The organism is Rhodobacter sp. 4.3.4, from assembly GCF_058724655.1.
Window position 1 is genome coordinate 3,233,924 of the sequence record NZ_CM178967.1, and the last position, 26,318, is coordinate 3,260,241.

A 26,318-nucleotide genomic window follows, 5' to 3' on the forward strand; every position below is an offset into this window, starting at 1 on the left:
TGCTTTGAAAGACCTGATAGGCGAAAGAATGTGTCCCTGTCAATTCGCCGCAGTGCGGCAAGATGCGGATAGGAAATCTGCGCGGCCTTGCAACACGGCGCTTGCCGCAGATCACGTTTCTGTCATCCTTACCGCGATGGCGCGCGACGCCATCCACACAGGGGGACGAACATGTTGCATAAAAGATTTGTGACTGCGCTGGCTTTTGCGGCTGTCGTGGAGTCGATTGCCTCGCCGGGTTGGGCGCTGAACCGTCATGTGACGATCGTGAACAACACCGGGTTCACCATGGTGAAATTCTACGGTTCGAACACCGGCTCGGACAATTGGGAGGAAGATATCCTCGGCAATGACGTTTTGCCCTCGGGATCTTCGGTCGACATCAATTTCAACGACGAGTCGGGCTATTGCAAGTTCGACTTCAAGGCGGTTTTCGAAGACGGCGACGAGCTGGTGCGCCAGAACGTCAATGTCTGCGAAGTCGCCACCTTCACCTACAACTGAGCCCGGTGGCTTGGCGGCCGCGCCCTGTTTGCGGCCGCCTGTCGCGGAAATGCTGCATTCGCTCGGTCATAAAATTACAAAAACCTAACGTCACCAATTGCATTGTTGCGCAGCGAAGTTTATTTACTCCTCGGACCCCGCGCTGATTCTGCACCGCGGCGAAAACAGGAGACGCTGATGGCCCTCGATCAGAACACCGGCATCGCGCCTTATGAGGCGCCCGAGAAGGACCTTTACGAAATCGGCGAGATGCCGCCCCTCGGCTATGTGCCCAAGAACATGTACGCCTGGGCGATCCGCCGCGAGCGTCACGGCGAGCCCGAGCAGTCGTTTCAGGTCGAGGTGGTGCCGACCTGGGAGATCGACAGCCACGAGGTGCTGGTGCTGGTGATGGCCGCGGGGGTGAACTACAACGGCGTCTGGGCGGGGCTTGGCGTGCCGATCTCGCCCTTTGACGGCCACAAGCAGCCCTATCACATCGCGGGCTCGGATGCCTCGGGGATCGTCTGGAAGGTCGGCTCCAAGGTCAAGGGCTGGAAAGTCGGCGACGAGGTGGTGATCCACTGCAACCAGGACGACGGCGACGACGAGGAATGCAACGGCGGCGATCCGATGTTCTCGCCCAGCCAGCGGATCTGGGGTTACGAAACCCATGACGGCAGTTTCGCCCAGTTCACCCGGGTGCAGGCGCAGCAGCTGATGCGGCGTCCGCAGCATCTGACCTGGGAGGAATCGGCCTGCTACACGCTGACGCTTGCCACCGCCTACCGGATGCTGTTCGGCCATCCGCCGCATGACCTGCAGCCGGGTCAGAACGTGCTGGTCTGGGGCGCCTCGGGCGGGCTTGGCAGCTATGCGATCCAGCTGATCAACGCGGCGGGCGGCAATGCGATCGGCGTGATCTCGGACGAGGACAAGCGCGAGTTTGTCATGGGTCTGGGCGCCAAGGGCGTGATCAACCGCAAGGATTTCAAGTGCTGGGGCCAGCTGCCCAAGGTGAACAGCCCCGAATACAACGACTGGCTGAAAGAGGCGCGCAAGTTCGGCAAGGCGATCTGGGACATCACCGGCAAGGGCGTGAACGTCGACATGGTGTTCGAGCATCCGGGCGAAGCGACCTTCCCGGTCAGCTCGCTGGTGTGCAAAAAGGGCGGCATGGTGGTGATCTGCGCCGGCACCTCGGGCTTCAACTGCACCTTTGACGTGCGCTACATGTGGATGCACCAGAAGCGTCTGCAGGGCAGCCACTTCGCGCATCTGAAACAGGCGGCCTCGGCGAACCGGCTGATGCTGGAGCGGCGGCTCGACCCCTGCATGTCCGAGGTCTTCCCCTGGACGGAAATCCCGAAGGCGCACACGAAAATGATGCGCAACCAGCACAAGCCGGGCAACATGGCGGTGCTGGTGCAGGCCCCAACCACCGGGCTGCGCACGTTTGAGGATGCGCTCGAAGCCGGTCCGAAAGCCTGAGTTTCCTCCGAAACGCCCGTGAAACCCGCGCCCCGTGGCGCGGGTTTTGCATATCTTCCATGCGTTCAATCACTCTAGTTTCGCTGTTTCCCTGACCGGCGCTTTCCTCTGCGTCACTCTGGGGCGAAGCGAGGGGCAATCGTGCACCGGATGGTCAGGGACGCGGCGCGCGGGGGATGCGGCACGACGACCCGAACCGCGGTCCAGGGAGTTGCACAAACCTCCGCATGGTCCAGGCATCGGCCTTCCGTTCCAGCTCCGGGATTGGGCGGGCAGTCTTGACCTGTCACCGGAGACGATGAACTTCTGGCGCGACCGCGACATCCGCGCCAAGCTGGCGCGCAGGACATGCCCTGCCCGGTGCTTTTGGAAAACGACGCCTCGGCCGGGCGCACTGCGGCACTGGTTTTCGGCAAGGACCGCCCGCCGCGCGATCAGGCGGCAAGTCCCCGCATCGCCACGATCTGCCCCAGCGCCCGATGCAGCGGCACGGTGCGGAACATGTCAGCCAGCATGCGGATATCGGCCCGGACCCCGGCCAGACGGCCGCGTTTGGTGCCTTTCCACGGGCTTGCCACCTCGGGCCAGCGCACGACGGCCAGCCGCGCCCGCGCCGCGATCAGACGGCGGTTGAGATGCATTTCCAGCCCGAAGCGCGGCAGCGCCCGCAGCGCCTGCGGCTCGCCGATCAGCGCCCGGCGCAACACCCGCTCGCCCGAGATGTAATCCAGCCCGATCCTCCGCCACAGCCAGGGCGCATTGCCGCGCAGCGAGATCGCCACATCGGCCCGCCCCGCCTGCACCGGCGCGATCAGCGCGGCGATCGCCTCGGGCGCCAGTCCCAGAAGATCGCTGTCCAGAAGCAGGATCAGCTCGTGACGCGCGGCCTCGATGCCGACCGAGACCGCCCAGCTCTTGCCGCGATTCGGGCTTTGCCGGATCAGCCGGATGCCGGGCACCTGCGCCGCCACCGCGGCGGTGCCATCGCTTGAACCGTCATCGACCACGATCACCTCGTCGATCAGCGGATGACCGATCACGGTTTGCAGCACGGCGGCGATGCGCGGGGCCTCGTTATAGGCGGGGATGATGCAGGAAACGCCCATCGCTTACGCCTTCGCCTCCTGACCGGGCGCCAGCGCGGTGCCGCGCCATTCAAACCCGCGCGACCGCCAGGTGGCAACCCAGAGCGGGGCGAGCAAAAGATCGCGCAGCACCATCGCGGCCATGTCGATCCGCCGCGCCGGCCAGCCCGCGACGCGGTTCATCGCCACCTCGACGCCATACCAGAGCGCGAGGAAGGGCAGCGCCACCGCCGCTGTCCACAGGCCCAGCATCGGGATCAGCGCGACAAGCGGCACGAAGGGGCCAAGCAGGATTTCGGCGGCAAACAGCGCCGGAAAGCCGTCGCGCCGCACCCGCGCCCAGCGCAGCTGCCGCTTCCAGACCGCGACAAAGCTGCGCCTGCCGATCGGCTGGGTAAAGGCCTGCCGCGTCAGCCGCACCTTCAGCCCCTGCGCCCGCACCGCCTTGGTCGAGGCGACATCCTCGGCCAGATCGCGGCCCAGCGCCACCAGACCGCCCGCCTTTTCCAGCACGTCGCGCCGCCAGGCCAGCGTCTTGCCCTGCGCGAAGCCGTTGCCCAGACTGTCCGACGCCAGCTGCCAGCGGTCCTGAAACCCGTCCAGGAAGGCGCATTCCAGCGCCGCCCAGAAGCCCTCGGCGCGGATACCCACGGGGGGCGAGGTGACCAGCCCGGTATCGGGGCGGAAAGTGGCGAGGATCTGCTCGATATAGTCGCGCGGCAACAGCAGGTTCGAATCCGCCATCGCGACGATCTCGCCCCGCGACGCGATCCAGCCCTTTTGCAGGTTGTTCAGCTTCGGGTTGCCGGTGATCCGGTCCTCGCCAATCAAGAGCTGCGCCCGCGCCTGCGGGTACTCGGCGATCAGCGCGCGCAGAAGCGGCACTGCCGGGTCCTCCTCGACCGCGGCGCAAAAGATGATTTCAAGGTTCGGATAGCTGAGTTCAAAGGAGGAGCGCAGCGTTTCCGCATCATGGGTGTCAAGCCCGCAGACCGGACGCAGCAGCGTCACCAGCGGCGGGTTGGCTGGCAGAAGGGTCGGCGCAGGCCCGCGATAGCGCCAGGCGGTCAGGGCAGCCGAAGAGACATGCAGGGCAGCGGCAAGGCCGGTGAACCCGGCCAGTGTTTCGGCGATCATGCGTCCACTTCCTCCATCAGACCCTGGCGGGCCGGGGCGGCTTCGACCTCGGCACGCCATTCCACAAGTTGGAGAGCGCCCTCGAAGGTTTCAACCAGCGCGGTCCGGCTGTCGACCCAATCGCCGCAATTGGCATAGGTGATCGCGCCGCTTTGCCGCAGCGCCGCCTTGTGGAAATGACCGCAGATCACCCCGTCGTGCCCGGTCGCCATCGCCATCGCGGCCAGACGCTTTTCAAAGCCGTTGCCGACCATCATCAGCGCATTGACCCCGCAGATCGCCCATTCGAACATCCCGCGCTTGGCCGAGGGCCGCAGCCCGCGCAAGGCGTGATCGACCGCACGCAGCGCGGCATCCAGCCGCGAGCCGATCCGGGTCATGACATGAAAGCGGAAGATCCGCGCATCGACCTGATCGCCGTGCAGCACCAGATAGCGGGTGCCATCGGCGGCGACATGGGTCAGGCTGTCGGTCAGCTCGAAGCGGTCAAAGCGGCCGGTGGCGATCTCGCGCAGCGGCGCATCGTGGTTGCCGGGCAGATAGACGACGCGGGTGCCGGTGTCGGCGCGGCGGCCAAGCTCGGTCCAGATCGCATCCTGCAACCCGCCCCAATGCACCCGACCGGGGTGCCAGACATCGAGGATGTCGCCCACAAGATAGATCGTCTCGGCCTCGACGCTGCTCAGGAAATCGAGGATCTCGGCGGCGCGGCAGCCCCGCGCCCCCAGATGCAGATCGGACAGGAACAGGCTGCGGTAACGGCGGCGCAGACGGGTAGCGGAAGCGTCGAACATGATCATTCCCCGTTGTCGATGCGTTTTCACTATCAACAAGCGGGAACGACGCTTCCGTTGCATCTTCACGAAGATTTCATGACGCTTCGCTGCAATGCGGCGACAAGCTGTCGCAGCGGCGGACGAATCAGCTGAAAAGCCCGAAGCGCGGCGGCTTCGGGCGGGTTTCGGCCAGCTTCGGGCTAAGCTTCGGACTCAGCCGCGGGCAAGCAGCGCCGAGGGGCGGTATTGCGCGATGGTGCGCGCGACCAGGCCCGTCACCACCACCTTGACCAGATCGCCCGGGATGAAAGGCGCCATGATCGCGGTCGCGGCCCAAAGGCTCATCGGCGCGTCCTCGGGCTTCAGCCCGGCGTTCTTCACCAGCCAGAAGCCAAGGATGCCCAGCGCATACATGACGACGATGCCGCCCAGCGTCGCGCCGATCCCGGCGGCAAGGCCGACCGGAACGCGGCGCAGGCGCTCGACGATCAGGCCGGTGACGAAGGCGGCGGGAAGCCAGCCGATCAGGAAGCCCGCGGTGGGACCGACGAAGATGCCAAGGCCGCCACGACCGCCCGCCAGCACCGGCAAGCCGATCGCCACCAGCGCCTGCACCAGAAGCACGGCGAGCGCGCCACGCCAGCTGCCCAGCACCGCCCCCGCCAGCATCACGCCCAGCGATTGCAGCGTGATCGGCACGCCAAAGCCCAGCGGAATCGCGGGCACGAAGCCAAGCGCGACGATCAGCGCAGCGAAAAGCCCGATCAGGGTCACGTTACGTTCCAACGGTGTCTCTCCCTTTGCGCGGCAGGGCCAATCCACCGCGTGCGCGCAAGGCATCGGCCATATGATCCGCATCGTCAAGCAGCGAAAACGTCAATGGCGCAAGGAGTTTCCCCCGTGGCTTGCGGGCGGAACGGGCCCGCCAGGCCTCGGCCAAAGTGTCGTGACGGGCGCGCAGGACCGGCACGAAGCGGATCACCAAAGCCACCGAAATCGCTGGCACGCGCGGGGAAATCCCAAGCCGCGCAAGCGGTTGCGCCAGCCATTCGATCAGCGCCACGATCTCGGGCAGCGGCGTCGTCAGGGTGACGAGATTGGCCAGACCGACCATCGCCAGCACCCGCAGGCCGAACACCACCCCCAGCTGAAAGCGCCCCTGCGCCGTATCCCAGAGCAGGATCACCGCCACGATCCAGACCAGCGGACGCAACGTCACCAGGCTTTGCCGGACCGCCCGGCGGCCAAGGCTGACAGTCAGGGCGGCCACGACCAGCACCGCCGCCCCCTGCCCCGCCAGACTGCCGATCCGCATCAGAGCGATCATCGCCACGGCAAGCAGGCCGAATTTCAGCGCCGCGGGCAGCCGATGCGCCCAGGTCCGATAGGGCAGCGCCAGGCTCAGCATGCGCCCTCGCGCGCCAGCGCCTGCATCGCCGCGATGTAGCGCGGCAGCACCTCGGCGGGCGGGCCGTCGGCCTCGATCCGGCCCGCCTCCAGCCACAGGACACGGTCGAACCCGCTCAGCCGCGACGGATCATGCGTCACCAGCACGACATTCTGCGCCAGAGCCGCGATCCGCGCCTCGATCGACAGCGCGGTGGGCAGGTCCAGCGCGTTGAACGGCTCGTCGAACAGGATCCAGTCCGGCTCCATCGCCAGAACCGCCATCAGGCACAAAAGCTGGCGCTGCCCCTGCGACAGCGTATGGCACAGCCGGTCGCCCCAGTCAGGGCGCCCCTGCGCCGCCAGAACGGCCTCGGCCCGGGCCAGCGCCGCGGCGCGTTTCAGCCCCTTCTGCTCAAGCCCAAAGGCGATCTCGTCGCGCACCACCGGAAAGATGATCTGATGATCGGGGTTCTGGAACAACAGCCCCACCGTGCCCAGCGCCCCGGCGCGGTCGGCGGCCACATCGACGCCATTCACCACCACCCGGCCCTTTTGCGGCGCCACCAGCCCGGTGATCAGCCGGATCAGCGAGGATTTGCCCGCGCCATTGCGCCCGACGATGCCGATGCGCCGCTCGGTCAGGCGCAGGGAAAAACGGTCAAAGATCGTCGCGCCCTCGCGCTCGAATGTCACCCGCTCGATATCGATTGCCTGCATCATCGCCTCCGGCTGCTGGCTTGCCCGCTTGGCTGTGCAAGGTCAACCGCGAAGCGGTGGCGATTGCGCGGCGGGGGTGATAAGGCTGGCCGTGGTGGGCGGAATCATGTCGCCGATCCTGCCCCATCGCCGTGCAAAGGCCCAAGACCGAAGGCTCGATGACCGAAACCTGTCTTTCCCCCGCTGACGCCAAGGCCGAACTGGCCCGCCTGACCGCCCCGGTATCGAAGCAGCTGCGTTCGGCCGGGATGCTGGCCTCGCTTTCCGAAGTGCTCTGGGCGGCGCAGGCGGCGCTGGTCGCGCTGGCTTTGGGGGGGCTTGTCGCCCCGCCCGCCAGCCTGAGCGTGCCGCAGGCGGCGCTTGGCTTCGTCTTCGTGATGCTGCTGCGGGCAGGGCTGGATGCGGCGGCGCAGGCCCGCGCCAACCGCGCCGCGACGACGCTGGTGGCGGCCGAACGCGCCCGGCTGCTGACCGAGGCGGCGCGGCTGGACGCCCGGGCGACCGGCCTTGCCCCGGCGCAGCTGGCCAGCCTTGCGGGCGAGAAACTGGCGCTGCTTGGCCCCTATGTCTCGCGCTTCACCCCGGCGATGACCCGCTCGCGCATCGTGCCGATCGTGTTTCTGGCGCTGGTGGCGCCGCTCTCCTGGGTCGTGGCGGTGATCTTCCTGATCGCCGGGCCGCTGATCCCGGTCTTCATGGCGCTGATCGGCATGGCGGCACAGCAGGCCTCCGAGCGGCAGATGGCGCATCTGGGCACGCTGAACGGCACGCTTGCCGACCGCATCGCCGCCAGCGCCGATCTGCGGCTGCTGGGCGCCGAAGACCGGGCGGGGCGCGAATTGTCGATCGTGTTCCATATCCTGCGGGCGCGGACGATGAAGGTGCTGACGGTGGCCTTCCTGTCCTCGACCGTGCTCGAGCTTTTTTCCGCGCTCGGCGTCGCGCTGGTCGCGGTTCACGTCGGCTTCAACCTGCTGGGGGAAATCACCTGGGGCTCCTGGGGCACGCCGCTGCATCCGGCCGGGGGGATTTTCCTTCTGATGCTGGCGCCGAACATGTTCCAGCCGATGCGCGATCTGGCCGCGGCCTGGCATGACCGGGCTTCGGCCTTTGCCGTCGCGGGCGAGCTCAAGGCCGCCAAGGCGATGCTGTCCGAGGAAGGCCAGATCATGGGCACGGGCGCCGCGGCCAAGGCGCTGCCGCCTGCGGCCCTGTCCTGGCGGGGTCTGGCGCTGCGGCCCGGGCCGGGGGCGGCGCCGATCGCGCTGCCCGACGGCCATGTGGCGCCCGGAGAGGCCGTGGCGATTTCCGGCCCCTCGGGGGCGGGGAAATCGACGCTGATCGCGGCGCTGGCCGGGCTGATCCGTCCCGATGCGGGCGAAATCCGCTGGGGCGAGACGGTTCTGGCCGAAGACAGCGCCGATGCGATCCGGGCGGGGATGGGCTGGCTGCCGCAGGCGCCGCAATTCATCGCCGCGCCGCTCTCCGAGGCGATCACGCTTGGTCGTCCGGGCGATCTTTCGGCGGCGCTGCGGGCCGCCCATGCCGAGGAAATCATCGCCGCCCTGCCCGAGGGTCTGGCGACGCCCTTGGGCGATATCGGCGGCGGCGTCTCGGGTGGCGAGGCGCGGCGGCTGATGCTGGCGCGCGCCCACCACGCCCAGGCGCATCTGATCCTGGCTGACGAGCCCACAGCCGATCTGGATGCCGAAACCGCCCGGGCGGTTCTGGCCGGGCTGATGGCGCTGCGCGAGGGTGGCGCGGCGCTCTTGATCGCCAGCCATGATCCCGCGGTGATCGCCGCGATGGATCGCGTCATCACGCTGCACCATGATGCGGAGGACCGGACATGATCGCGCTTTTCCGTCTGGCACGTCGCCTGTCCGAAGCCGAACGCACCGCGTTTCTGCGCGGCCTTGCGCTGATGGTGACGGTGTTGGTGATGGGCGTCGCCCTTCTGGGCCTGTCGGGCTGGTTCGTCACCGCCGCCGCCGCCGCGGGCATCGCCGGGGTGGTCGGTTTCGATTTCTTCCGCCCCTCGGCCGGGGTGCGGTTTCTGGCGCTGGGCCGGGCGATGGCGCGCTATGGCGAACGCCTTCTGACGCATGACGCCACGCTTCGGGCGCTGGCGGGGATGCGCAGCGCGGTTTACGCCGGGATCACCCGGCTGCCGCATGAGGTGCAATCGCGCCTGCGCGGGGCCGAGGCGCTCAACCGCATCACCTCGGATATCGACGCGCTGGACGGGCTGATGCTGCGCCTTGTGCTGCCGCTTTGTGCCGCCGTGGCGGGGCTGGCGGCGGGCACGCTGGCGATCTGGTTTCTGGTCACCCCCGCTGCCGCGCTGGCCGTGGCGCTGATCTATGCGCTCGGCGGCACGCTGGTTCTGGTGGTCACCGCCCGCATCGCGCATCGCCCCGCCGCCGAGGCCGAGGCCGGGCTGCAGGGGCTGCGCGCCGCGGGGCTTGATCTGATGCGCAACCGCGCCGATCTGGCGGTGGCGGGGGCGCTTGACCGGCTGACCGGGGTGGCGTTGCAAACCGTGGCGGCCGAACAGACCGCGCGCAACCGGCTTGATGACATCGAGCGGCAATCCTCCTCGGCGCTGGCGCTGACGGTGGGCACGGCCGCCGCCGCCGCGCTTTATCTGGGTGGCAGTGCCGCCGAGGCCGGGCTGATTTCGCCCGCCCGCGCCGCGATCGGGTTTTTCGTCGCGCTGGCGCTGGCCGAAAGTCTGGGCGCGCTGCGCCGGGGCCTGGCGGAATGGGGCCGGATGCAGGGCGCGGCCGAACGGGTTCTGCGCCTGACCGACACGCCGCCGCGCCCCGATCCGCAGGTGGTGCCGCTGCCCCTGCCGGAAAAACCGCTACTGCACGTGACCGATCTGCGCCACCGCCGCCAGGGCGCGCAGCGAGACAGTTTCGGGCCGGTCAGTTTTGAGCTGATCCGCGGCGAGACGCTGCTGATCACCGGCCCTTCGGGGGTCGGCAAATCGACGCTGCTGGCCACGCTGGCCGGGCTGACGGCGCCGGTTTCGGGGCAGATCCTGCTTTCGGGCGTGCCGCTTACGGATTGGTCCGAGGAGCTCCTGCGCTCCTGGCTGACGCTGGTGCCGCAACGCTCGGCGCTGATGGCGGGAACCGTGGCAGAGAACCTGGCGCTGGCCCTGCCCGAGGGGCAGCCGGTCGATGAGGCCCAGCTGTGGCAGGTGCTCGAAGCCGTCGATCTGGCCGGGCCGTTGCAGGCGCGCGAGGGGCTGGAAACCCAGCTTGGCCCGCATGGATCGGGGCTTTCGGGCGGTCAGGCGAAGCGGCTGGCGCTGGCCCGGGCGCTGTTGCGCCGCCCCAAGGTGCTGCTTCTTGACGAACCGACCGAGGGGCTGGATGCGCCGACGGCCAAGGCGACGCTGCAGGGCATCCGCAAGCTTTTGCCCGAAACCGGGATCGTCTTCGTCAGCCACCGCAGCCCCGATGCCGATCTGGCTGACCGGGTGCTGCATCTGGCCGAATGACCTGTCCCCCGCTCAGCTGCGGGGGGTCAGTTTCAGCCTGATCCCGGCATCGGAGCGCACCGTCAGATGCGCGACCGGCATCGGCACCGCGCCCGGGACCGGCTCAAACCGGAAGGCGCGCAGGAACATCGACAGGATCAGCGGCCCTTCGGCCATGGCAAAGGCCGCGCCGGGGCAGACCCGCGGTCCCTCGGAAAACGGCACATAGGCATCGCGCAGCCCGGCCTTGCCGTTCTCGGTCTCCCAGCGGCCGGGATCGAAAGCGTCGGGATTGTCCCAGATCCGTTCATGCCGGTGCAGGTGCCAGGGGGAGATGATGATCTGCGCGCCCTTTTTGACCTTCCGCCCGCGGAAGGTCATCGGGCAGGCGGCCTCGCGCACGAACATCGGCACCGGCGGGTACAGCCGCATCGCCTCGCGGAACACCGCGCGCGACAGTTTCAGCCGGTTGACGATGGAAAACACCGGGATGTCATCGCCCAGCACCTCGGTCGCCTCGGCGGCCAGTTTCTCCTGCCAGTCGGGATGGGTGGCGAGCAGATAAAGCGACCAGGCCAGCGCCGCGGCCGAGGTCTCGTGCCCGGCCAGAAAGAAGATCGCCACCTGATCGACCATCTCCTCGGTCTCGAAGACCCGGCCGGTTTCCGGGTCGGGCGTCGTCATGATCTTCGTCGCCAGATCATCGGGCGCGGTGCCGTTCTCGATCTCGCCCGCCCGCATCCGCGCCAGCTGGCCGATCAGCGCCCGGATTGCCCGGGCGGTGTCGCGCGTCTGTTTCGAATGGATCGCGGGGACCCATTTCGGCAGGGGCAGGATCGCCGCCAGATTGGCCACCGGATGCGCCGCCTGATGGGCGCGAAACCCCTCGAAGGCCGCCTGCGCGATCTGATGCTCGATCGGCATCGAGAACATCGTGCGAAAGATCACATCCATCGCCACATGGCTGGTTTCCGCCTCGATCTCCAGCGGTTGCCCATCGGCTTTCGCCCGCAGCCTTTCGACCGCCGCGACGCCGCTGTCCCACATCGCCGGGAAGACCTCGCGCAGCCGACCGCCCTCGAAGGCCGGGTCGATGATGCGGCGCTGATGTTCCCACAACGCGCCGTTGGTGATGAAGACGCTGTCGCGCAGCAGCGGCTTGAGACCAAAGCGGATGCGCTCGGATTTCGGGAAATCATGCGGCGAGCCGCGCAGAACCCGATGCACCAGATCCGGCTCGTTGCACAGGAAGGACCGGAAGAAGGGTGTCTTCATCTCGGCCATCCAGGCCCGGTAGAGATGCGCGGGCTGGGCCGAAAGAATGTCGCGCTGAAACAGCCGCAGATATTCCAGAAGCGAGACCTTGCCCCTGCGCGCTTGCGGTTTCGGCGGCAAAGCCACCGCTTGCGGCGCGGGGGCTGTTTCATCGGTCATCGGCACACTCCGGTTCGGCTGGGGTTCGACATTGGGGGGGCGGCATGGGAAGGTCGGCTGGGGGGCTTGCAGGGCCATCGGTCGGGTATCGAGAGGGGTTTCGGCCTTGTCAGTGACGGCTATCACAGGAAATTGCCCTTGTCCGCCCCGTGTTACCTTGGGTCGCACTCGCCCGCGCCGGGAAAGACGCGTAAAGTCGCGCGAGCCCATTCCGCCGCAAAGGCCGTTCGTCATGCTTGACGCCCTCGATCCCCCGGCGCATCCCTGCGGGAAGTGCCTCTTTTACGAAAAGAGCCTGTGGAACCCGGTGGGCCTTGGCGGCGTCTCGGTGCTGGCCTGCGGCTTTTCCCGCCGCGATGTCGCCGCGGGCGAGGTGCTGTTCGAACAGGGCAGCCGCAACCGCGGCGTGTTTTGCGTCTCGAAGGGGCTGATCGCGCTGCGCAGCCACAACCCTGATGGCTCCTCGACGCTGATGCGGCTGGCCTATCCGGGCGAGATCGTCGGCTTCCGCTCCTTCCTCAGCCATGGCGAGCACCAGACCGAGGCCCGGGCGCTGATGCCCGCGCGGGTCTGCACCGTGGCGCGCGGCAGTGCCGAAAAGCTTTTGCGCAACAATCCCGCGATCATGGAGCGGCTGATGGTGCGCGCGGTGGCGGAAATCGACCGCAGCCATGCCCGGATCATTGCCGCCGCCACCACCTCGAACAAGGACCGGCTGGAACAGCTGCTGGGCTGGCTGATGACGCGGCATGGCGCGCGCATCGGCGCCGAGATGCGGATGCAGCTGCCGATGACGCGCTCGGATCTGGCCGATCTGATCGGGGTGCAGCGGGAAACGATGTCGCGGCTGATCAAGCGGCTGGAGGAAGACGGGGTGTTCCGCTTTTCCGGCCGCGAGGTGCTGATGCGGGTTCCGGGCGATCTGATGGCGCAATGCTCTGACGCCGAACGCGAAGAGGTCCGGCTGCTGGTGCAACGGCTGCGCTGAGATCGCTCAGCGCGGGGTCAGCGCCAGCCAGATCCCGTCGCGGCCACGCACGGTCAGTTGCGCCACCGGCATCGGCTCGCGCCCGGGCACCAGCGCGACGCGGAAATGCTTCAGCATCATGGCGAGCAACAGCGGCCCCTCGGCCATGGCGAAGCCCGCCCCGGGGCAGACCCGCGGCCCGGCCGAGAAGGGCACATAGGCCAGACGCGAGCTTTCCCGCCCCTCGGGCGTGTCCCAGCGGGTGGGGTCGAAATCGTCCGGGTCCTTCCAGATCCGTTCGTGCCGGTGCAAATGCCAGGGGCTGACCACGACCAGCGCGCCTTTCGGCACCTTGCGACCGCGGAAGGTTTCCTCCTGCACCGTCTCGCGCAGATACATCGGCACCGGCGGGTAAAGCCGCATCGATTCCCGGAACACCGCGCGGGCGAGCTTCAGCCGCGGCACCGAGGAGGCATAGATCTTTTCGATGTCGATCACCGCCTCGGCTTCCTCGGCCAGACGGTCCTGCCATTCCGGGTAAAGCGCCATCAGGTAAAGCGACCAGGCCAGCGCCGCCGCCCCGGTTTCATGCCCGGCCAAAAGGAAGATGCCGACCTGATCGACCATCTCGCCCGGGCTGAAGCACTTGCCATCCTCGGGATCGGGGGTGGTCATGATCCGCGTCGCCAGATCGTCAGGCGCGGTGCCCGCCGCGATCTCGGCCGCCCGCGCCTCGACCAGCGACGAAATGAAGCCCCGGATCTGCTTGGCCGTCTTCGCCGTCGCGCCAAAGCGCAGCCGCGGCAGCCAGCGCGGCAGGCTGAACAAGGTGCCCGTGTTCACCATCGGCCGCGAGGCCTGATGCGCGCGGAAGGCATCGAAGACGGCATTGGCCGTCGCATTCTCGACCGGGATCGAAAACAGCGTGCGGAAGATCACATCCAGCGCGATATGGCTGGCCTGCCCCTCGACATCGATCGGGCGGCCATCGGCGAGCGGTTTCAGCCGCTCGACGCCCGAGAGCGCGGCATCCCACATCGCGGGCAGCACGTCGCGGGTGCGGCCCCCGTCAAAGGCCGGGTCGATGATCCGGCGCTGGCGTTCCCATTCCGGCCCGTTGGTGATGAAGATCGAATGGCCCAGAAGCGGCGTCAGCCCCTCGAAAAGCCGCAAGGATTTCGGGAAATCCCCGGCGCGGCGGGTCAGAATCAGATCGACCAGATCGGGGTCGTTGCACAGGAACGAGGTGAAGAAGGGCGAATGGAATTCCGCCATCCAGGCGCGGAACATCCGGGCCGGTTGCACGGCCAGAATGTCCTGCCGTATCAGGCGGAAGAAATCGCGGGGGCCGACACGCTCGGGCCGGGGCGCGGGCTTGACCGGGCGGCGGCCCGCAAAGGGGCATTGCGGGGCCGGGGCGGCGCGGTCTGCGGCTGCGTCTTTCATCGGGTTTCACCTTCACCTTTTTCGGGCTCTTGTGGCACGAAGCAGGCGCAGGCTTGGTGATGATCGTCAAGTTCCGAGGGCGTTCTCACTCCGCGGCGGGCAGCAGCACCGGCTCGGCCCGCCAATCGGCGGGGAACATCCGCTCCAGCGCCGCGATCTTCGGCCTGTCCACCTGGACGATATAGGGGTGGTCGGGGTTCAGCGTCAGGAAGTTCTGGTGATAGGCCTCGGCCGGGTAAAAGGCGGCGCCGGGGTCCAGCTGGGTAACGATGGCGGCGTCAAAGACCCGGGCGCGGCCCAGCTGGTCGATATAGGCTTTCGCGATCCTTGCCTGATCCTCGGTCACCGGAAACAGCGCCGAGCGATATTGCGGCCCGACATCGGGGCCCTGACGATTGAGCTGTGTCGGATCATGCGCGACGGAAAAGAACACATGCAAAAGCGCGCCATAGCTGATCTGCTTCGGGTCGAAGACCACCTGCACGGCTTCGGCATGGCCGGTCTGCCCGGTCGAGACCAGATCATAGCGGGCGCTGGCGCCATCGCCCCCGGCATAGCCCGAGGTGGCGCTGATCACGCCCTCAAGATGCTGAAACACCCCCTGCACGCCCCAGAAACAGCCGCCCGCGAAGATCGCGGTTTCCGGGCCGGTCGTCGTCGCCGCATCCAGCGCGGGCGGCGGGATCACCCGGAATTCCCCGGCAAACGCGGGGGTGGCGAGGGCAAGCGCAAGGGCAAGAACAAGGCGGCGCATGGGCGATCCTTTATCCGAAGGTGAAGGCGAAGGCCTGAACGCCGGGGGCGTCGAAGCGGATTTCAAAGAGGTGGTCGGTGACCGGCCCCTTGGCGCGGTAAAGCTGATAGAGCCGGTCCTCGGTGACGATGCCCCGGCCCGCGGCATCGACATCAAGCCCGGCATCGGCGCCGGGGGGCTGGCCATCGATCGTCACGGTAAAGGGAACCGGCGCGGCCCCGGGGGCCAGAACCAGATGCAGGTCGCGGGCGTGAAAGCGCATCGTCACGCTCCCGCCGGGGGCATTCAGCCGCACGGCCTCGGCGCCCACGGTCCAGTCCCCCGCCAGCGCCCATTCGTTCAGCCGCAGATCGGGCGCGGTGTAGCGGTGCGGCTGATCGGCGATCAACCCCTCGGCATTCAGGTTCCCGCTGGCGCGCTCATGGCCCAGATAGGTTTCGGGTGAGAGCACGTCGCCCATGTCGGCGGGGGCGGAAACGCCCGCGGCCTGCACCTGCGCCGTCGTTTCGGGGGGTGCCCCGGCCTCGGCCAGAAGGGCGCGGATCACCTGTTCGGACTGCGCATAGCCGCCCTCGCCGAAATGGTGGTGCCGGATCTGGCCCTTGGCATCGATGAAGTAATGCGCGGGCCAGTAGCGGTTCGAAAACGCCCGCCACAGCGCGTAATCGTTATCCAGCGCCACCGGGTAAGTGATGCCCAGATCGCGGACCGCCTTTTCGACATTGGCCGGGGTCTTTTCAAAGGCGAATTCCGGCGCATGCACGCCGATCACCACCAGCCCCTTGTCGCGATAGGCGGCATCCCAGGCCTGCACATGCGGCAGCGCGCGCAGGCAATTGATGCAGGAATAGGTCCAGAAATCGATCAGCACGACCTTGCCGCGCAATTGGGCCGCAGTCAGCGGCGGCGAGTTCAGCCATTGCACCGCGCCGGTCAGATCAGGCATCTGCCCCTCGACCGGCAGGGCCTCGGGCTGGCCCTTGGCCACCATTGCCGGGCCTGCCATCATCGCAGGCCCCCCGGTCATCGCGGGGCCGCCCGTCATTGCCGGGCCGGTCATCGCCGGGGCGGCCTGCATCACCGTGCTGCCCTCGGGGCCGAAACGGCTCAGCAGCGCCGCTTCCAGCCGGTTCGTCGAGGCGGTCGACAGCCGCGTCAAAAGCCCGGTATCGAGCCCCAAAGCAATCGCCGCGACAGCCGCCAGAACCAGCGCGCCAAGGCCGCGGCGCAGCCCCGCGCCAAGGCCCAGGCTGCGCTTCATCAGCGCGAAGACCCGCCCCCCGGCCAGCAGCGCCACCGCCAGGGCCGACGCCGCTCCCAAAGCATAGGCGAACAAAAGCCCCGTCGTCGCGACGCTTGCCCCGTTCAGCGCCGCCCCGGTCAGGATCAGGCCAAGGATCGGCCCGGCGCAGGGCGCCCACAAAAGGCCTGTGGCCACGCCCAAAACCGCCGAGCCCAGCACCCCCTCGCCCGGCCCCGCAGCGCGGTTGCCCAGCGCGACCAAGGGCCGGGTCAGCCGCTCGGACAGCGCGGGGAAAAGCAGCATCAGCCCGAACAGGCCCAGAAGAAGCAGCGCGATCCCCCGCCCCCAGCCATTCGCCGCCACCGCCCAGCCACCGCCCACGGCGGCAAGGCTTGCCACCGCGGCAAAGGCCAGCGCCATCCCGGCCAGCATCGGCAAACCATTCGTCAAGAAAGGTTTTCCCGCACGGGCAAAGACGAAGGGCAAAACCGGCAGGATGCAGGGCGACAGGATCGTCAGCACCCCGCCCAGCCAGGCCAGAAGGGCAAGGGTCATCGTTCAGGTCTCCGGGGTGAAGGTCATCGCGACGCCGTTCATGCAATAGCGCAACCCGGTCGGCGGCGGGCCGTCCTCGAAGACATGGCCCAGATGGCCGCCGCAACGGGCGCAATGCACCTCGGTCCGGGTCATCATCAACGCGCCGTCAATGCGGGTGCCCACGACCTCGGGGCGGATCGGCTGATAGAAACTGGGCCAGCCGGTGCCGCTGTCGAATTTCGTCTCGGACGAAAACAGCCCCTGCCCGCAGCCCGCACAGGCGAAGCTGCCCTTGCGGTGTTCCTGCTCCAGCGGGCTGGTGTAGGGATATTCCGTGCCCTCCCGGCGCAGCACCGAATAGGCCTCGGGCGACAAGAGCTTGCGCCACTCCTCGTCGCTGTGAACGACCTCGAAGGTTTCGGCGGCGGCCTTCTGGGTGGCCAGGCCAACAGCGGCCAGCCCCACCGACAGCAAAAGATGTCTCCGGTTCATGCGCTCCTCCGCAGCTTGATCCGAAGCATCAGTTAGGGCGCTAACGGCCACTGTCACGCGGCCGCGGTCAACGCTTTCGTGAGAGCGTTAAAAGATCGCGTGATCGCCGCGGTCATCGGCAATCTCGCCGCGCAGCATCGCGGCGACGTAATCCTCGAACCGCTCGGTGCCATATTCCGGCGTCGCATCAGCATCATAGCAGCCCTTGGCTGGGTTCCACAGCAGCATCGATTCGGTGGCATAATACCGCCCGATCCGGGCCAGCTCCGCCTTGGCGGCCAGTTTCGGAGAAAATTTCCCGAAAACGGTCAGCACGCCGACAATCGCATCCATCAGCTTCGGCGTCACATGCCGGATCTTCACCGGCTTGCCGGTCAGCCGCTCCAGCATCGCCGCCTGATCAAGCGGCGTGATCGCGGGGCCCGGGCCGCCGATCGGCAGCACCTTGCGGATCTTCTCGGGGTCGCTCAGGCAGGAGGTGATGAACCGCCCCAGATCGGCATCGGAAATCGGCTTGCAGGCGGTGATCCGGCCATCGCCGAAGACCAGAAACGGCTTGCCCGCCTGCACCCGCGGGATCTGCCCCGAGAGCGATTTGAAGAACGCCGTCGGCCGCACGATCGACCATTCGAGCGGCGAGCCGCGCAGCTGCGCCTCGAAGGCCAGTTTCGCCTTCTGGAATTCAAGATAGGGTTTTTGCACGCAGATCGCCGAGAGCAGCACGAATTTGCGCACCCGCGCCTCCATCGCCGCTTCTAGCGCATGGGCATGGGCGCGGTCATCGATCGCCCAGGCGTCGGCGGGCAGGCCGGTGCGCGAGGCGAGGCAGGAGACGATGGCGGCGCAGGGATGATCTTTCAGCACCCGCGCCACGGTGTCGGGATGGCTCACGTCGGCCTCGATCAGCGTGCAGCCGGGCAGCTTCGCCGGATCGGTGCCCGGACGCACCAGCGCCCAGACGCCATGCCCTGCCGCCAGCAAAGCCGCGGCCGTCGCCCGGCCGATGGTGCCGGTGCCGCCCAGCAAAAGCACCCGGAATTTCAGATCGTTCATCGCAAGGCCCCCTTTTCGCGCCCGCACCTTAGCAGGATGAACGGGCGCGGCCAGATACAGTTTGGCGCAGGGCCAAGGCAAGGGGGCGCAGCCGCCCGGCCGCGCCCCCCCGCCCTGACGGGCCGATCAGGTCTTGCCGACGATCACGTCGGAAGCCTTGATGATCGCGCAGGCCTCGTCGCCGACCTTCAGCGCCAGATCGGCGGCGGCTTCATTGGTGATCGAGGCGGTGACGATGGTGCCACCGATGTCGATCTTGACATGGGTGGTGACATTGCCGGTCTCGACGGCGGTGACCTTGCCCGCCAGAATATTGCGTGCGCTGAGTTTCATCGGGGTTTCCTTTCCCGGAAAGATTGAGTCGATTTCTGCCAAATTCCTGCAGCACGGCCAGTGTTAACCTTTGTTACCTTCACGACAATATGGGAAAAATTTACATATCGACGCAAGGCGAAGGCCGCCTCTCTCCCCTTGCGGTGGTGCGGGGCAGGGCTCAGCCCTCGGGCACGGTCAGCAGGTCGGTCAGCGCCGAGAGCGGCAGATCCAGACGGCGGATCTGCAGCTCCTCGAGGAACTTCTCCTCCATCTTCGTCAGCGGCCCGGGGATCACCGCGACATGGCCGGGGGCCGAGCGCTTGGCGATCTGCCGCGCATAGATGCGCAACAGCTGGTCATCAAAGCGGCAGCCCAGGAACAGGAACGGCCGCCCGGTGCGGCGGTTTTGCACCTCGTCGGGGATCGGGGTCTGAATGTCGATCTCGGTCAGCACCTCGACATAATCGGCGTCGGACAGAAGGAACGAGGACCCCATCCGCACCAGACCATTGGGCTTGTAGATCAGCGATCTCCAACCCGGATCGGCGGCAGGAACGGGGGTGCCGAAACTGTCGAAGGCGGCGGTGAAGGCCTCGGACTGCGTTCCCGCCCGGCTGATCCCCTGCACCAGCCCCCAATCGCCGTCACCCGGGCCGAAGGCGCGCAGGAGACCCTCGTCATACCAGGTGTCGACGACCATCGGCACCCGCATCGCGGCCAGCCAGTCATGCACCGGATTGGGCCGGTCGGGGCGGCCGACGAACGCCTTGCGCACCAGCGCATCGAGTGTCGCACGGAACTTCCGGCTTTCGATATATTGCGCCACCGCCCACAGATTGCCCGCGGCGCGGCGCGGCACCCGCACTTCGGCCTCCAGCCTGCGGCACAGCTCGGCGGTCGTGCCGGGCGCCTGCCCGCCCGACAAGGCCGAGACCTCGGGGCCCAGATAGGGGATGCGACGGCCCGCCCCCACCTCGGCCATGACGGTTTCCAGAAGCGCGATATCGGTCATGCTCAGTCCTCGTCGGAAATCTTGCGCGCCTCGACCGTCACCGGCAGCTGCGGCGGGGTGTCGAATTCGGGCATGGCAAAGACCCAGCCATTGGCCAGCTTCGCCCAGCCGCCCCAAAGTCCGGGTTTTTCCTGCGCGACCACCATTTCCTCAAGGTCCTTCTTCGGCACATAGGCCTCGATCCCCTTGGCGGTTTCACGGATCATCACTTTCATCGGGAGAAGTCCTTTGCAGTTTGCGCAAGGCTTGCGCGGGTCACGATATGGGATTGCAGCGCCCGTTCGCCCTCGCGCGCGGCAAGGGTCCCGGCGGGCTTGATTTCCTTTTCGCGCATGCCGACGATCGAGCCGCGCTCGATGAAGTCGATGGCGTAGATGTAGAATTGCGACAGGAACACGCCGATGTCGCGGACATAGCCGACATCGCCCTTTTTCACCACGATGTCGCCGATCTCGAACCCGGCCATGGTGCCGTCGTTCTTCACCTGCTTGCGGGCGATCACCTTGTCGCCCGGCCGGTAGGCGGGGGCGCGGTAGACCTCGATTTCACGGTCGTCGGTCGCCATGGGTCACTCCTTCATTTGGGCAAGCCGCTGGATCGCGGTCTCGCGGATGATCGCTTCGGGGTCAGAGACAAGGCGGCGCAATTCCGCGCGCCCGCCTTCCTCGGCAACGGTGTGGCGGACGCGGAGATCGTCATCCGTCACGAAGAGCGCAGGCCGCCGCCGCGCCGCCATGCGCCGCACCAGCGGCTCGGGATCGGTGCGGAAGCGGTCGAGAAAGGCCGGGTCGATGCGGCGGGCGACCTCGGCACGCACTTCGGGATCGGGGTCGGCACAAAGCATCGGCAGCAGACCGGATTCGGCCCGGCGTGCAACGATCAGCCGGACATGGCCGTCCTGATCGTGCAGCATCGGCAGCAACCCGCCCGGCGGCAGACGATGCGCCACCGCAATCCGCACGGCGCGGTCCGGATCGGCCATCAGCCGTTCCGCATGTGCGGCGGGCAGGCGCAGCACCGCCATGCCGCGCACCGCCGGATCTTCGTCGGCCAGAAGCCGCGGCAGCCGGAACACCGAGGCCATCCGCGCCGCCTGCACCCGGGTCTCGAAATAGGGATGGCGCAGGTTTTCATCGGCCAGTTCCGGGTTGAGGGTGAAGAACCGCTCGATCCGCTTGCCGTAGCGATCATTCAGGCAGGACCAGCCCAGCCCGCAATGCCCGCTCTCCAGCCGGTCATGGAACCGGCAGGCGCTGCAATCGAGCGCCTTGCCAGTCCAGTCAACGGGTTCGGGTCCTTCGGGCATCGGGTCCTCAGGCGGTTTGCGCTTGTTTTGGGGCCATTCTTTCGCGGTAGAGGGCGAGGATGGCGGGTTCGATATAGTCGTGGGCCCAGGTGTCGCGGGCGGTGATGCCGGCCGCGGCCAGGCCCTCGCGCGGGCAGTCGCCGATCTTTGCGACCAGAACCGTGTCGATGCCGTCAAGCGCCGCGATCACCCGGTCAAGCCGGTCGTCCGCGCCGCCGCCATCGACGCAATAGTTGTCGCAGCGGCGGTGGAAGGCGAAGCGCACGCCCGTTGCGTCGACCTCGAAGACCTGGAACTCGGTCGCATGGCCGAAATGCTGGTTGATCCGGCCGCCGCCCTGCGTCGTCACCGCGACGAGGAGTTTCGGTGACGATGCCGCGCAGGCCGCCCCGGTCGCGTCCTGCGCGGCCTTTGCCGCGGCACGGCGATCCTCGCGCTCGGCGGCGACCCAGTCGCGATAGGTTTCGCGCGCGGCGGGATCATAGACCGGCGCCTCGGGCACGAGGTCCAGGGTGAATTCCTGCCCCCGATCCTCGCCGAGTAACCCCACCGCATCGGCGCGGCATTGGCGGCAGTGCTTCATCAGATTGGCGCCGCCCGCGCAGGCCTCCTGCACCGCCAGAAGCTCGGCCGCCGTCGGCCCGCGCTGCCCGGTCAGGCCGAAATGCGTGCCATGTTCGGGCGCCGAAATCAGCGGCATGATGTTGTGCAAGAACGCGCCGCGGCGTTTGACCTCGCGGTTCACCTCCAAGAGATGCGCGTCGTTGATGCCGGGGATCAGCACCGAGTTCACCTTGACCAGAATCCTCCGCGCAACGAGCCCATCCAGCGCTTCCATCTGCCGTTCATGCAGGATGCGGCTGGCCTCGACGCCGTAGATCCGTTTGCGATTGTGGAAGATCCAGGGGTAGATCTGCGCCCCCACCGCGGGGTCGATCATGTTGATGGTGATGGTGACGTGATCGACATTCATCTCGACCAGCTCATCCAGATGATCGGGCAGCGCCAGCCCGTTCGAGGACAGACAGAGCTTGATGTCGGGGATCTGCGCCGTCACCAGCCGGAAGGTTTCCTTTGTCTTCCGCCAGTCATAGGCGCTGTCGCCCGGCCCGGCGATGCCCAGAACCGAGAGCTGCGGCACCTCATTGGCCACCGCAATCACCTTGCGCGCGGCCTCCTCGGGCGTCAGGCGCTCCGACACCACCCCGGGGCGGCTTTCGTTCGAACAATCGTATTTGCGGTTGCAGTAATTGCACTGGATGTTGCAGGCGGGCGCCACCGCGACATGCATGCGCGCGAAATAATGATGCGCTTCCTCGGAATAGCAGGGGTGATCCTTGACCCTGGCCCAGGTCGCCGGGTCCATGTCTTCGGGTTTTTCCTTGCTGCCACAGCCGGTTGCCGATCCGGTCGCGGAACAGCCGCCCGCGGCCAGCGCGGCGGAAAGGCTCTGTTTCGAGCCGATCGCCAGGGTGCCAAGGGTCACGACAGTCTCCGACATGCTGCTCTCCATGCTCTGCCCGTGAGGGGGTCATCGGGGATGCAGCAAGACCCGTGCCAACTGCCGGGCGGCGGGATTGGCCAAAACCTGCGCTTTTGTCGGGAATGCGACAGCGGGGGCAAACGACAGCGGGGGCAACAAAGACCCCGGCCAAAACCGGGGTCCGTCCTCGGCGCTGCCGCCCTCAGATCCTGCGCAGCTCGATCTCGAATTTCTGCAGCGCATAGGCGATCTGCCGCGGCGTCATCCCCAGAAGCCGCGCCGCCTTGGCCTGCACCCAGCCCGCGCTTTCCAGCGCCCGCAGCAGCTCCTCGCGGCTCAGCTGCGCGGTCTTGATGCGCAGCGGTGTCTCCTCGCGCGCAGCCGGTCCCGAGGTTGGCGCTTCGGGCGCGGGGTCGGGCGCAGGCTCGGGCGGCGGCGGCGGCGCGCTGACCCGGACCGTCGGCGGGATCACCCGCCCCACCGCCAGCCCACCGATCGGCGAGGCCCCGTCCTGCAGCCGGAACAGCTCGGCAGACAGGCAGGCGCCTTGCCGACAGGCCAGCTCCTCGGCCAGCACGATCACGCCATCCGAGAGCGCCGCGGCCCGGTTCACGCAGTTTTCCAGCTCGCGCACATTGCCCGGAAACTGGCAGCGGCAGATCTGCTCAAAAGCCTCGGCGGCGAATTTGACATTGGTGGCGTTCTGCTTGTTGAAGCGGTCCAGGAACAGCTGCGCCAAGGGCTTGATATCGCTTTTACGGTTGCGCAGCGGCGGCAGCACGATCGGCACGACGCAGATGCGGAAGTAAAGATCGGCGCGGAACTGCCCGCGCGCGACGGCATCCTCCAGATCGCGGTTCGTCGCCGCGACGATGCGGGTATCGACCTTGATCGTCTTCGACCCGCCCACCCGTTCGAACTCGCCCTCCTGCAGCACGCGCAGCAGCTTCGACTGAAAGGCCGGGCTGATCTCGCCGATCTCGTCCAGAAACAGCGTGCCGCCATCGGCCAGTTCGAACCGGCCCTTTTTCAGCGCATTGGCGCCGGTGAAGGCGCCTTTCTCATGGCCGAAAAGTTCCGATTCCAGAAGGGTTTCCGACAGCGCCGCGCAGTTGACGCGGATGAACGGGCCTTTCGCGCGGGGCGACTGGGCATGCACCGCGCGGGCGAACAATTCCTTGCCGGTGCCGCTTTCGCCGCGCAGCAAAACCGGCATCCGGGTGGAGGCCACGCGCCTGATCTGCGCCACCACCTCGGCGATGGCGGGGCTCGATCCGACGATGCCATCCAGGCTGACGGGCGCCGCCGGGCCGCGGTGCTCGGTCACCGTTTGCAGCATGCGCCGCGTGTCTTCCAGCGCGCGTTCGCGGTCGCGCGCGATGCGGCGGCGAAAGCGCAGCGCCTGTTCCAGAAGCGAGGCGACCATGGTCAGCACCCGCACATCGGCGTCGGAAAAGCCCGACCGGTTGTGGTCATGGCTGCGATAGGCGGCCAGCACGCCCAGCACGAAATGGCTGCGTTCGGGGTCGCGCAGCGGCACGGCGATCAGCGTCTGGCCCGCGTCGCGCAGCCGCTTCGGCACCGCCTCGGCGCCGAATTCGGCGGCCAGATCAAAGGAGACGAAGGGCACGCCGGAACGAAAGACGATCCGCGCCACGGCATCGGGGATCACCTCCGCGGCGGGGGCATCGGGGCTGCGCCGAAACGCCGTCGCGGCGATGACATAGGGGTTGACGCCCACGCCTTCGCCCGGCTCGGCGAGCAGGGCGAGCACGCCATGGCGCAGATCGAGGAAAGACGACAGCACGTTGAAGATCTGCGGCACCTCCGCCACCGGATCCGGCGCCGCCGCAAAGGTCTTGGCAATCTCGTAAAGCGCATCCAGCGCCAAACGGTCGGCGATCGACTGCGTCGAGCGACGCCGCGGCGCGGCAGGGCGGGAGTGTTGATCGGTCATGCAGTCATCCCCTCAGAGGAAGGAATTTCCGCGGCGGACGACCCGGATCATCGGAACGCGCGCACCATCCGCCGCAGTCGGGACTTCTGCGGATCAGCATAGGACGCGGGCAGAAAAAGGCACGCCTTGACGACGGGCCCGACAGGCAGGTTCGGTTCATTTTTGCGAAGGCACCGGGTCGATTGCGCAATAATGCGGCGAACCGACCCCGGGGGCCGGAAAATCTGGCAGATTGCGGGCGGTCAGGATTTGATCACTTTCAGGGTTTCAAGGCCGACGAAGCGGGCTTTGCGTTTCGCCGCCTCGGTCTCGAAGACCTTGAAGACCTTTTCCTGGAGCGGTGTCGAGGCGACGAAATCGGCCTGCGCCCGCAACAGCGCATCGCGCGCGCGCGCGAAGATCGCATCTTCGGTCAGGCCGGTCATGTCGGTGTCGCGCAGATAGGCGCCGAAGCGCTTCATGATGTGCAGCCGCGACGAGTTCAGCACCTCGCGGATCGGCTCGACGCCGAGAAAGGCGAAAATCTCCTCGGCCGAGGAGAGTTTCGCCAGCGCGGTCAGAGTGGGGCTTTCGGGGGTCATCTGGGTCTCCTTCGATCAGGGTCGGGGCGGCAGGCGGTCAAGCCGTGCCACCATGCGGCGCAGGTCTTCGGGCTGGACGGGGCGTTTCACCCGCACGGCATGGGCGCGCAAAAGCGGTTTCAGCCGGTCCAGCACGGTGTCACTGGCGGGCAGGCCCGCCTCCAGCAGGGCGGCGCGCAGACCGGCACTGCCCGAATGCTTGCCGATCACGATCTGGCGCTCGCGGCCAAAGCGGGCGGGGGCGCAGCGCGGGTCTTCGTAGGTATCGGCGCGTTTGAGGATCGCATCGACATGGATGCCGGATTCATGCGCGAAAACCATCGCCCCGGTGATCGGCTTTTGCGGCGGCAGCGCCCGGCCCGAGGCCTTGGCGACGACGGCGGAAAGCCCGGGCAGGGCGCAGAGATCAAGGCCGGTGTCGATCCCCCCGGCCTCGAGCGCGGCGCCGACCTCCTCGAGCGCGGCATTGCCCGCGCGTTCGCCCAGCCCGTTCACGGTGACCGACAGATGTGTGGCGCCCGCATGGGCGGCCATGATCGTATTCGCCGTCGCCATGCCGAAATCATTATGGGCATGCATCTCGATCGGCAGGGAAATCCGCGCCGAAAGCTCGGCCACAAGACGAAAGGCGCCCAGCGGATCGAGCAGGCCCAGCGTGTCGGCGATGCGGAACCGGATCGCGCCCGCAGCTGCCGCGACCTCGGCCAGACGGATCAGGAACGCGGGATCGGTGCGGCTGGCATCCTCGGCCCCGACCGAGACCTGCAGGCCGCGATCGGTGGCGCAAAAGACCAAAGCCGCGGTTTCGCGCAAGATCCAGTCACGATCGACGCGCAGCTTGCCCTCCAGTTGCGCGGTTGAGGTGGGCACCGCGAAATGCACCCGCCGGACCCCGGTTTTCTGCGCCATGTCCAGATCCTGCATCCGCAGCCGGCACCAGACGACGGGCGTCGCATGGGCGATTTCGGCGACGACGGCGCGGATCTCGGCAACCTCGGCCCAGCCCATCGCGGCGATGCCGACCTCGATTTCCGCCACGCCTGCCCGGTCCAGCGCCCGGGCGATGGCCTTCTTTTCGGCCAGCGAAAAGGCCACCCCGGCGGTCTGTTCGCCGTCGCGCAGGGTGGTGTCGCACAGCGCAAGCCTCTGGTTGGGTGTCATGATCTTTCC

General features: G+C 67.4%; 26 protein-coding genes. 5 read left to right on the top strand and 21 right to left on the bottom strand.

The genetic code is table 11. From position 1 onward, the window contains the following. The first annotated feature begins 189 nt into the window (after positions 1-189). Both AC4PTB_RS15995 and ccrA read left to right on the top strand, forming a co-directional pair. Complete coding sequence (locus tag AC4PTB_RS15995; RefSeq protein ID WP_492190855.1) at positions 190-504, top strand: hypothetical protein; 315 nt, start codon at positions 190-192, stop codon at positions 502-504. Between the two features lie 177 nt (positions 505-681). Next, the gene (gene ccrA / locus AC4PTB_RS16000) at positions 682-1,974 is read left to right on the top strand and encodes a crotonyl-CoA carboxylase/reductase (RefSeq protein ID WP_492190856.1); all 1,293 of its coding nucleotides are present in this window, start codon (positions 682-684) and stop codon (positions 1,972-1,974) included. 434 nt (positions 1,975-2,408) lie between these two features. Here ccrA and AC4PTB_RS16005 read toward each other — a convergent pair whose 3' ends face one another. From AC4PTB_RS16005 to AC4PTB_RS16030, 6 genes are all read right to left on the bottom strand, one after another. Then, a complete protein-coding gene (locus AC4PTB_RS16005) occupies positions 2,409-3,080 on the bottom strand; it encodes a glycosyltransferase family 2 protein (protein WP_492190857.1) in 672 nt (223 codons plus the stop codon). Between the two features lie 3 nt (positions 3,081-3,083). Further along, a complete protein-coding gene (locus tag AC4PTB_RS16010; RefSeq protein WP_492190858.1) occupies positions 3,084-4,196 on the bottom strand; it encodes a ceramide glucosyltransferase in 1,113 nt (370 codons plus the stop codon). Continuing rightward, entirely contained in the window at positions 4,193-4,990 is a 798-nt protein-coding gene (locus AC4PTB_RS16015; protein ID WP_492190859.1) for a UDP-2,3-diacylglucosamine diphosphatase, read from the bottom strand. The genes AC4PTB_RS16010 and AC4PTB_RS16015 overlap by 4 nt, the downstream gene beginning before the upstream one ends. 195 nt (positions 4,991-5,185) lie before the next feature. Then, the gene (locus AC4PTB_RS16020; RefSeq protein WP_492190860.1) at positions 5,186-5,758 is read right to left on the bottom strand and encodes a biotin transporter BioY; all 573 of its coding nucleotides are present in this window, start codon (positions 5,756-5,758) and stop codon (positions 5,186-5,188) included. Further along, positions 5,748-6,380 (bottom strand): energy-coupling factor transporter transmembrane component T family protein, encoded by a 633-nt coding sequence (locus tag AC4PTB_RS16025; RefSeq protein ID WP_492190861.1) that lies wholly within the window; start codon positions 6,378-6,380, stop codon positions 5,748-5,750. The genes AC4PTB_RS16020 and AC4PTB_RS16025 overlap by 11 nt, the downstream gene beginning before the upstream one ends. Beyond that, the gene (locus AC4PTB_RS16030) at positions 6,374-7,078 is read right to left on the bottom strand and encodes an energy-coupling factor ABC transporter ATP-binding protein (RefSeq protein WP_492190862.1); all 705 of its coding nucleotides are present in this window, start codon (positions 7,076-7,078) and stop codon (positions 6,374-6,376) included. Before AC4PTB_RS16030 ends, AC4PTB_RS16025 begins: the two co-directional genes overlap by 7 nt. A 158-nt stretch (positions 7,079-7,236) precedes the next feature. Between AC4PTB_RS16030 and AC4PTB_RS16035 the strand changes: the two genes are divergently transcribed. Continuing rightward, complete coding sequence (locus AC4PTB_RS16035) at positions 7,237-8,931, top strand: ABC transporter ATP-binding protein/permease (RefSeq protein ID WP_492190863.1); 1,695 nt, start codon at positions 7,237-7,239, stop codon at positions 8,929-8,931. Beyond that, positions 8,928-10,589, top strand: a complete 1,662-nt coding sequence (cydC, locus tag AC4PTB_RS16040; RefSeq protein WP_492190864.1) for a thiol reductant ABC exporter subunit CydC — start codon at positions 8,928-8,930, stop codon at positions 10,587-10,589. Before AC4PTB_RS16035 ends, cydC begins: the two co-directional genes overlap by 4 nt. Positions 10,590-10,601: 12 nt before the next feature. Here the strand turns inward: cydC and AC4PTB_RS16045 are convergent, their stop codons facing one another. Next, positions 10,602-12,002, bottom strand: a complete 1,401-nt coding sequence (locus AC4PTB_RS16045; protein WP_492190865.1) for a cytochrome P450 — start codon at positions 12,000-12,002, stop codon at positions 10,602-10,604. A 232-nt stretch (positions 12,003-12,234) separates the two neighbouring features. On the opposite strand from AC4PTB_RS16045, the gene AC4PTB_RS16050 reads away from it, so the two are divergent. Next, positions 12,235-12,990: a Crp/Fnr family transcriptional regulator gene (locus AC4PTB_RS16050; RefSeq protein ID WP_492190866.1), complete on the top strand. Its 756-nt coding sequence runs from the start codon at positions 12,235-12,237 to the stop codon at positions 12,988-12,990. 6 nt (positions 12,991-12,996) lie between these two features. Here the strand turns inward: AC4PTB_RS16050 and AC4PTB_RS16055 are convergent, their stop codons facing one another. The 14 genes from AC4PTB_RS16055 to nifV all read right to left on the bottom strand — a co-directional run bounded on the left by AC4PTB_RS16055 (position 12,997) and on the right by nifV (position 26,309). Then, positions 12,997-14,415 (bottom strand): cytochrome P450, encoded by a 1,419-nt coding sequence (locus AC4PTB_RS16055; RefSeq protein WP_492190867.1) that lies wholly within the window; start codon positions 14,413-14,415, stop codon positions 12,997-12,999. Positions 14,416-14,500: 85 nt separating this feature from the next. Continuing rightward, positions 14,501-15,169 (bottom strand): peptide-methionine (S)-S-oxide reductase MsrA, encoded by a 669-nt coding sequence (gene msrA / locus AC4PTB_RS16060; RefSeq protein WP_492190868.1) that lies wholly within the window; start codon positions 15,167-15,169, stop codon positions 14,501-14,503. Positions 15,170-15,179: 10 nt separating this feature from the next. Further along, complete coding sequence (locus AC4PTB_RS16065) at positions 15,180-16,967, bottom strand: cytochrome c biogenesis protein DipZ (RefSeq protein ID WP_492190869.1); 1,788 nt, start codon at positions 16,965-16,967, stop codon at positions 15,180-15,182. Between the two features lie 3 nt (positions 16,968-16,970). After that, a complete protein-coding gene (gene msrB, locus AC4PTB_RS16070; protein WP_492190870.1) occupies positions 16,971-17,441 on the bottom strand; it encodes a peptide-methionine (R)-S-oxide reductase MsrB in 471 nt (156 codons plus the stop codon). Between the two features lie 87 nt (positions 17,442-17,528). Beyond that, the gene (locus AC4PTB_RS16075; RefSeq protein WP_492190871.1) at positions 17,529-18,494 is read right to left on the bottom strand and encodes an NAD(P)H-binding protein; all 966 of its coding nucleotides are present in this window, start codon (positions 18,492-18,494) and stop codon (positions 17,529-17,531) included. A 126-nt stretch (positions 18,495-18,620) separates the two neighbouring features. Beyond that, positions 18,621-18,827 (bottom strand): TOBE domain-containing protein, encoded by a 207-nt coding sequence (locus tag AC4PTB_RS16080; protein ID WP_492190872.1) that lies wholly within the window; start codon positions 18,825-18,827, stop codon positions 18,621-18,623. A gap of 160 nt (positions 18,828-18,987) precedes the next feature. Continuing rightward, positions 18,988-19,821, bottom strand: a complete 834-nt coding sequence (locus tag AC4PTB_RS16085) for an SIR2 family NAD-dependent protein deacylase (RefSeq protein WP_492190873.1) — start codon at positions 19,819-19,821, stop codon at positions 18,988-18,990. 2 nt (positions 19,822-19,823) lie between these two features. Continuing rightward, positions 19,824-20,036 carry a putative nitrogen fixation protein NifT gene (gene nifT, locus AC4PTB_RS16090; RefSeq protein ID WP_013068960.1) on the bottom strand — a complete coding sequence of 71 codons (213 nt, stop codon included), beginning with the start codon at positions 20,034-20,036 and terminating at the stop codon, positions 19,824-19,826. Continuing rightward, positions 20,033-20,386: a nitrogen fixation protein NifZ gene (locus AC4PTB_RS16095; protein ID WP_492190874.1), complete on the bottom strand. Its 354-nt coding sequence runs from the start codon at positions 20,384-20,386 to the stop codon at positions 20,033-20,035. Before AC4PTB_RS16095 ends, nifT begins: the two co-directional genes overlap by 4 nt. Before the next feature lie 3 nt (positions 20,387-20,389). Next, a complete protein-coding gene (locus tag AC4PTB_RS16100; protein WP_492190875.1) occupies positions 20,390-21,127 on the bottom strand; it encodes a 4Fe4S-binding leucine-rich repeat protein in 738 nt (245 codons plus the stop codon). A gap of 7 nt (positions 21,128-21,134) precedes the next feature. Beyond that, on the bottom strand, positions 21,135-22,628 hold the full coding sequence (gene nifB, locus AC4PTB_RS16105; RefSeq protein WP_492190876.1) for a nitrogenase cofactor biosynthesis protein NifB: 1,494 nt from the start codon (positions 22,626-22,628) through the stop codon (positions 21,135-21,137). A gap of 184 nt (positions 22,629-22,812) precedes the next feature. Further along, on the bottom strand, positions 22,813-24,567 hold the full coding sequence (nifA, locus tag AC4PTB_RS16110; protein ID WP_492190877.1) for a nif-specific transcriptional activator NifA: 1,755 nt from the start codon (positions 24,565-24,567) through the stop codon (positions 22,813-22,815). A 242-nt stretch (positions 24,568-24,809) separates the two neighbouring features. Further along, on the bottom strand, positions 24,810-25,148 hold the full coding sequence (nifW, locus tag AC4PTB_RS16115) for a nitrogenase stabilizing/protective protein NifW (protein WP_492190878.1): 339 nt from the start codon (positions 25,146-25,148) through the stop codon (positions 24,810-24,812). A 15-nt stretch (positions 25,149-25,163) separates the two neighbouring features. Continuing rightward, the gene (nifV, locus tag AC4PTB_RS16120; protein WP_492190879.1) at positions 25,164-26,309 is read right to left on the bottom strand and encodes a homocitrate synthase; all 1,146 of its coding nucleotides are present in this window, start codon (positions 26,307-26,309) and stop codon (positions 25,164-25,166) included. Positions 26,310-26,318 lie beyond the last annotated feature (9 nt).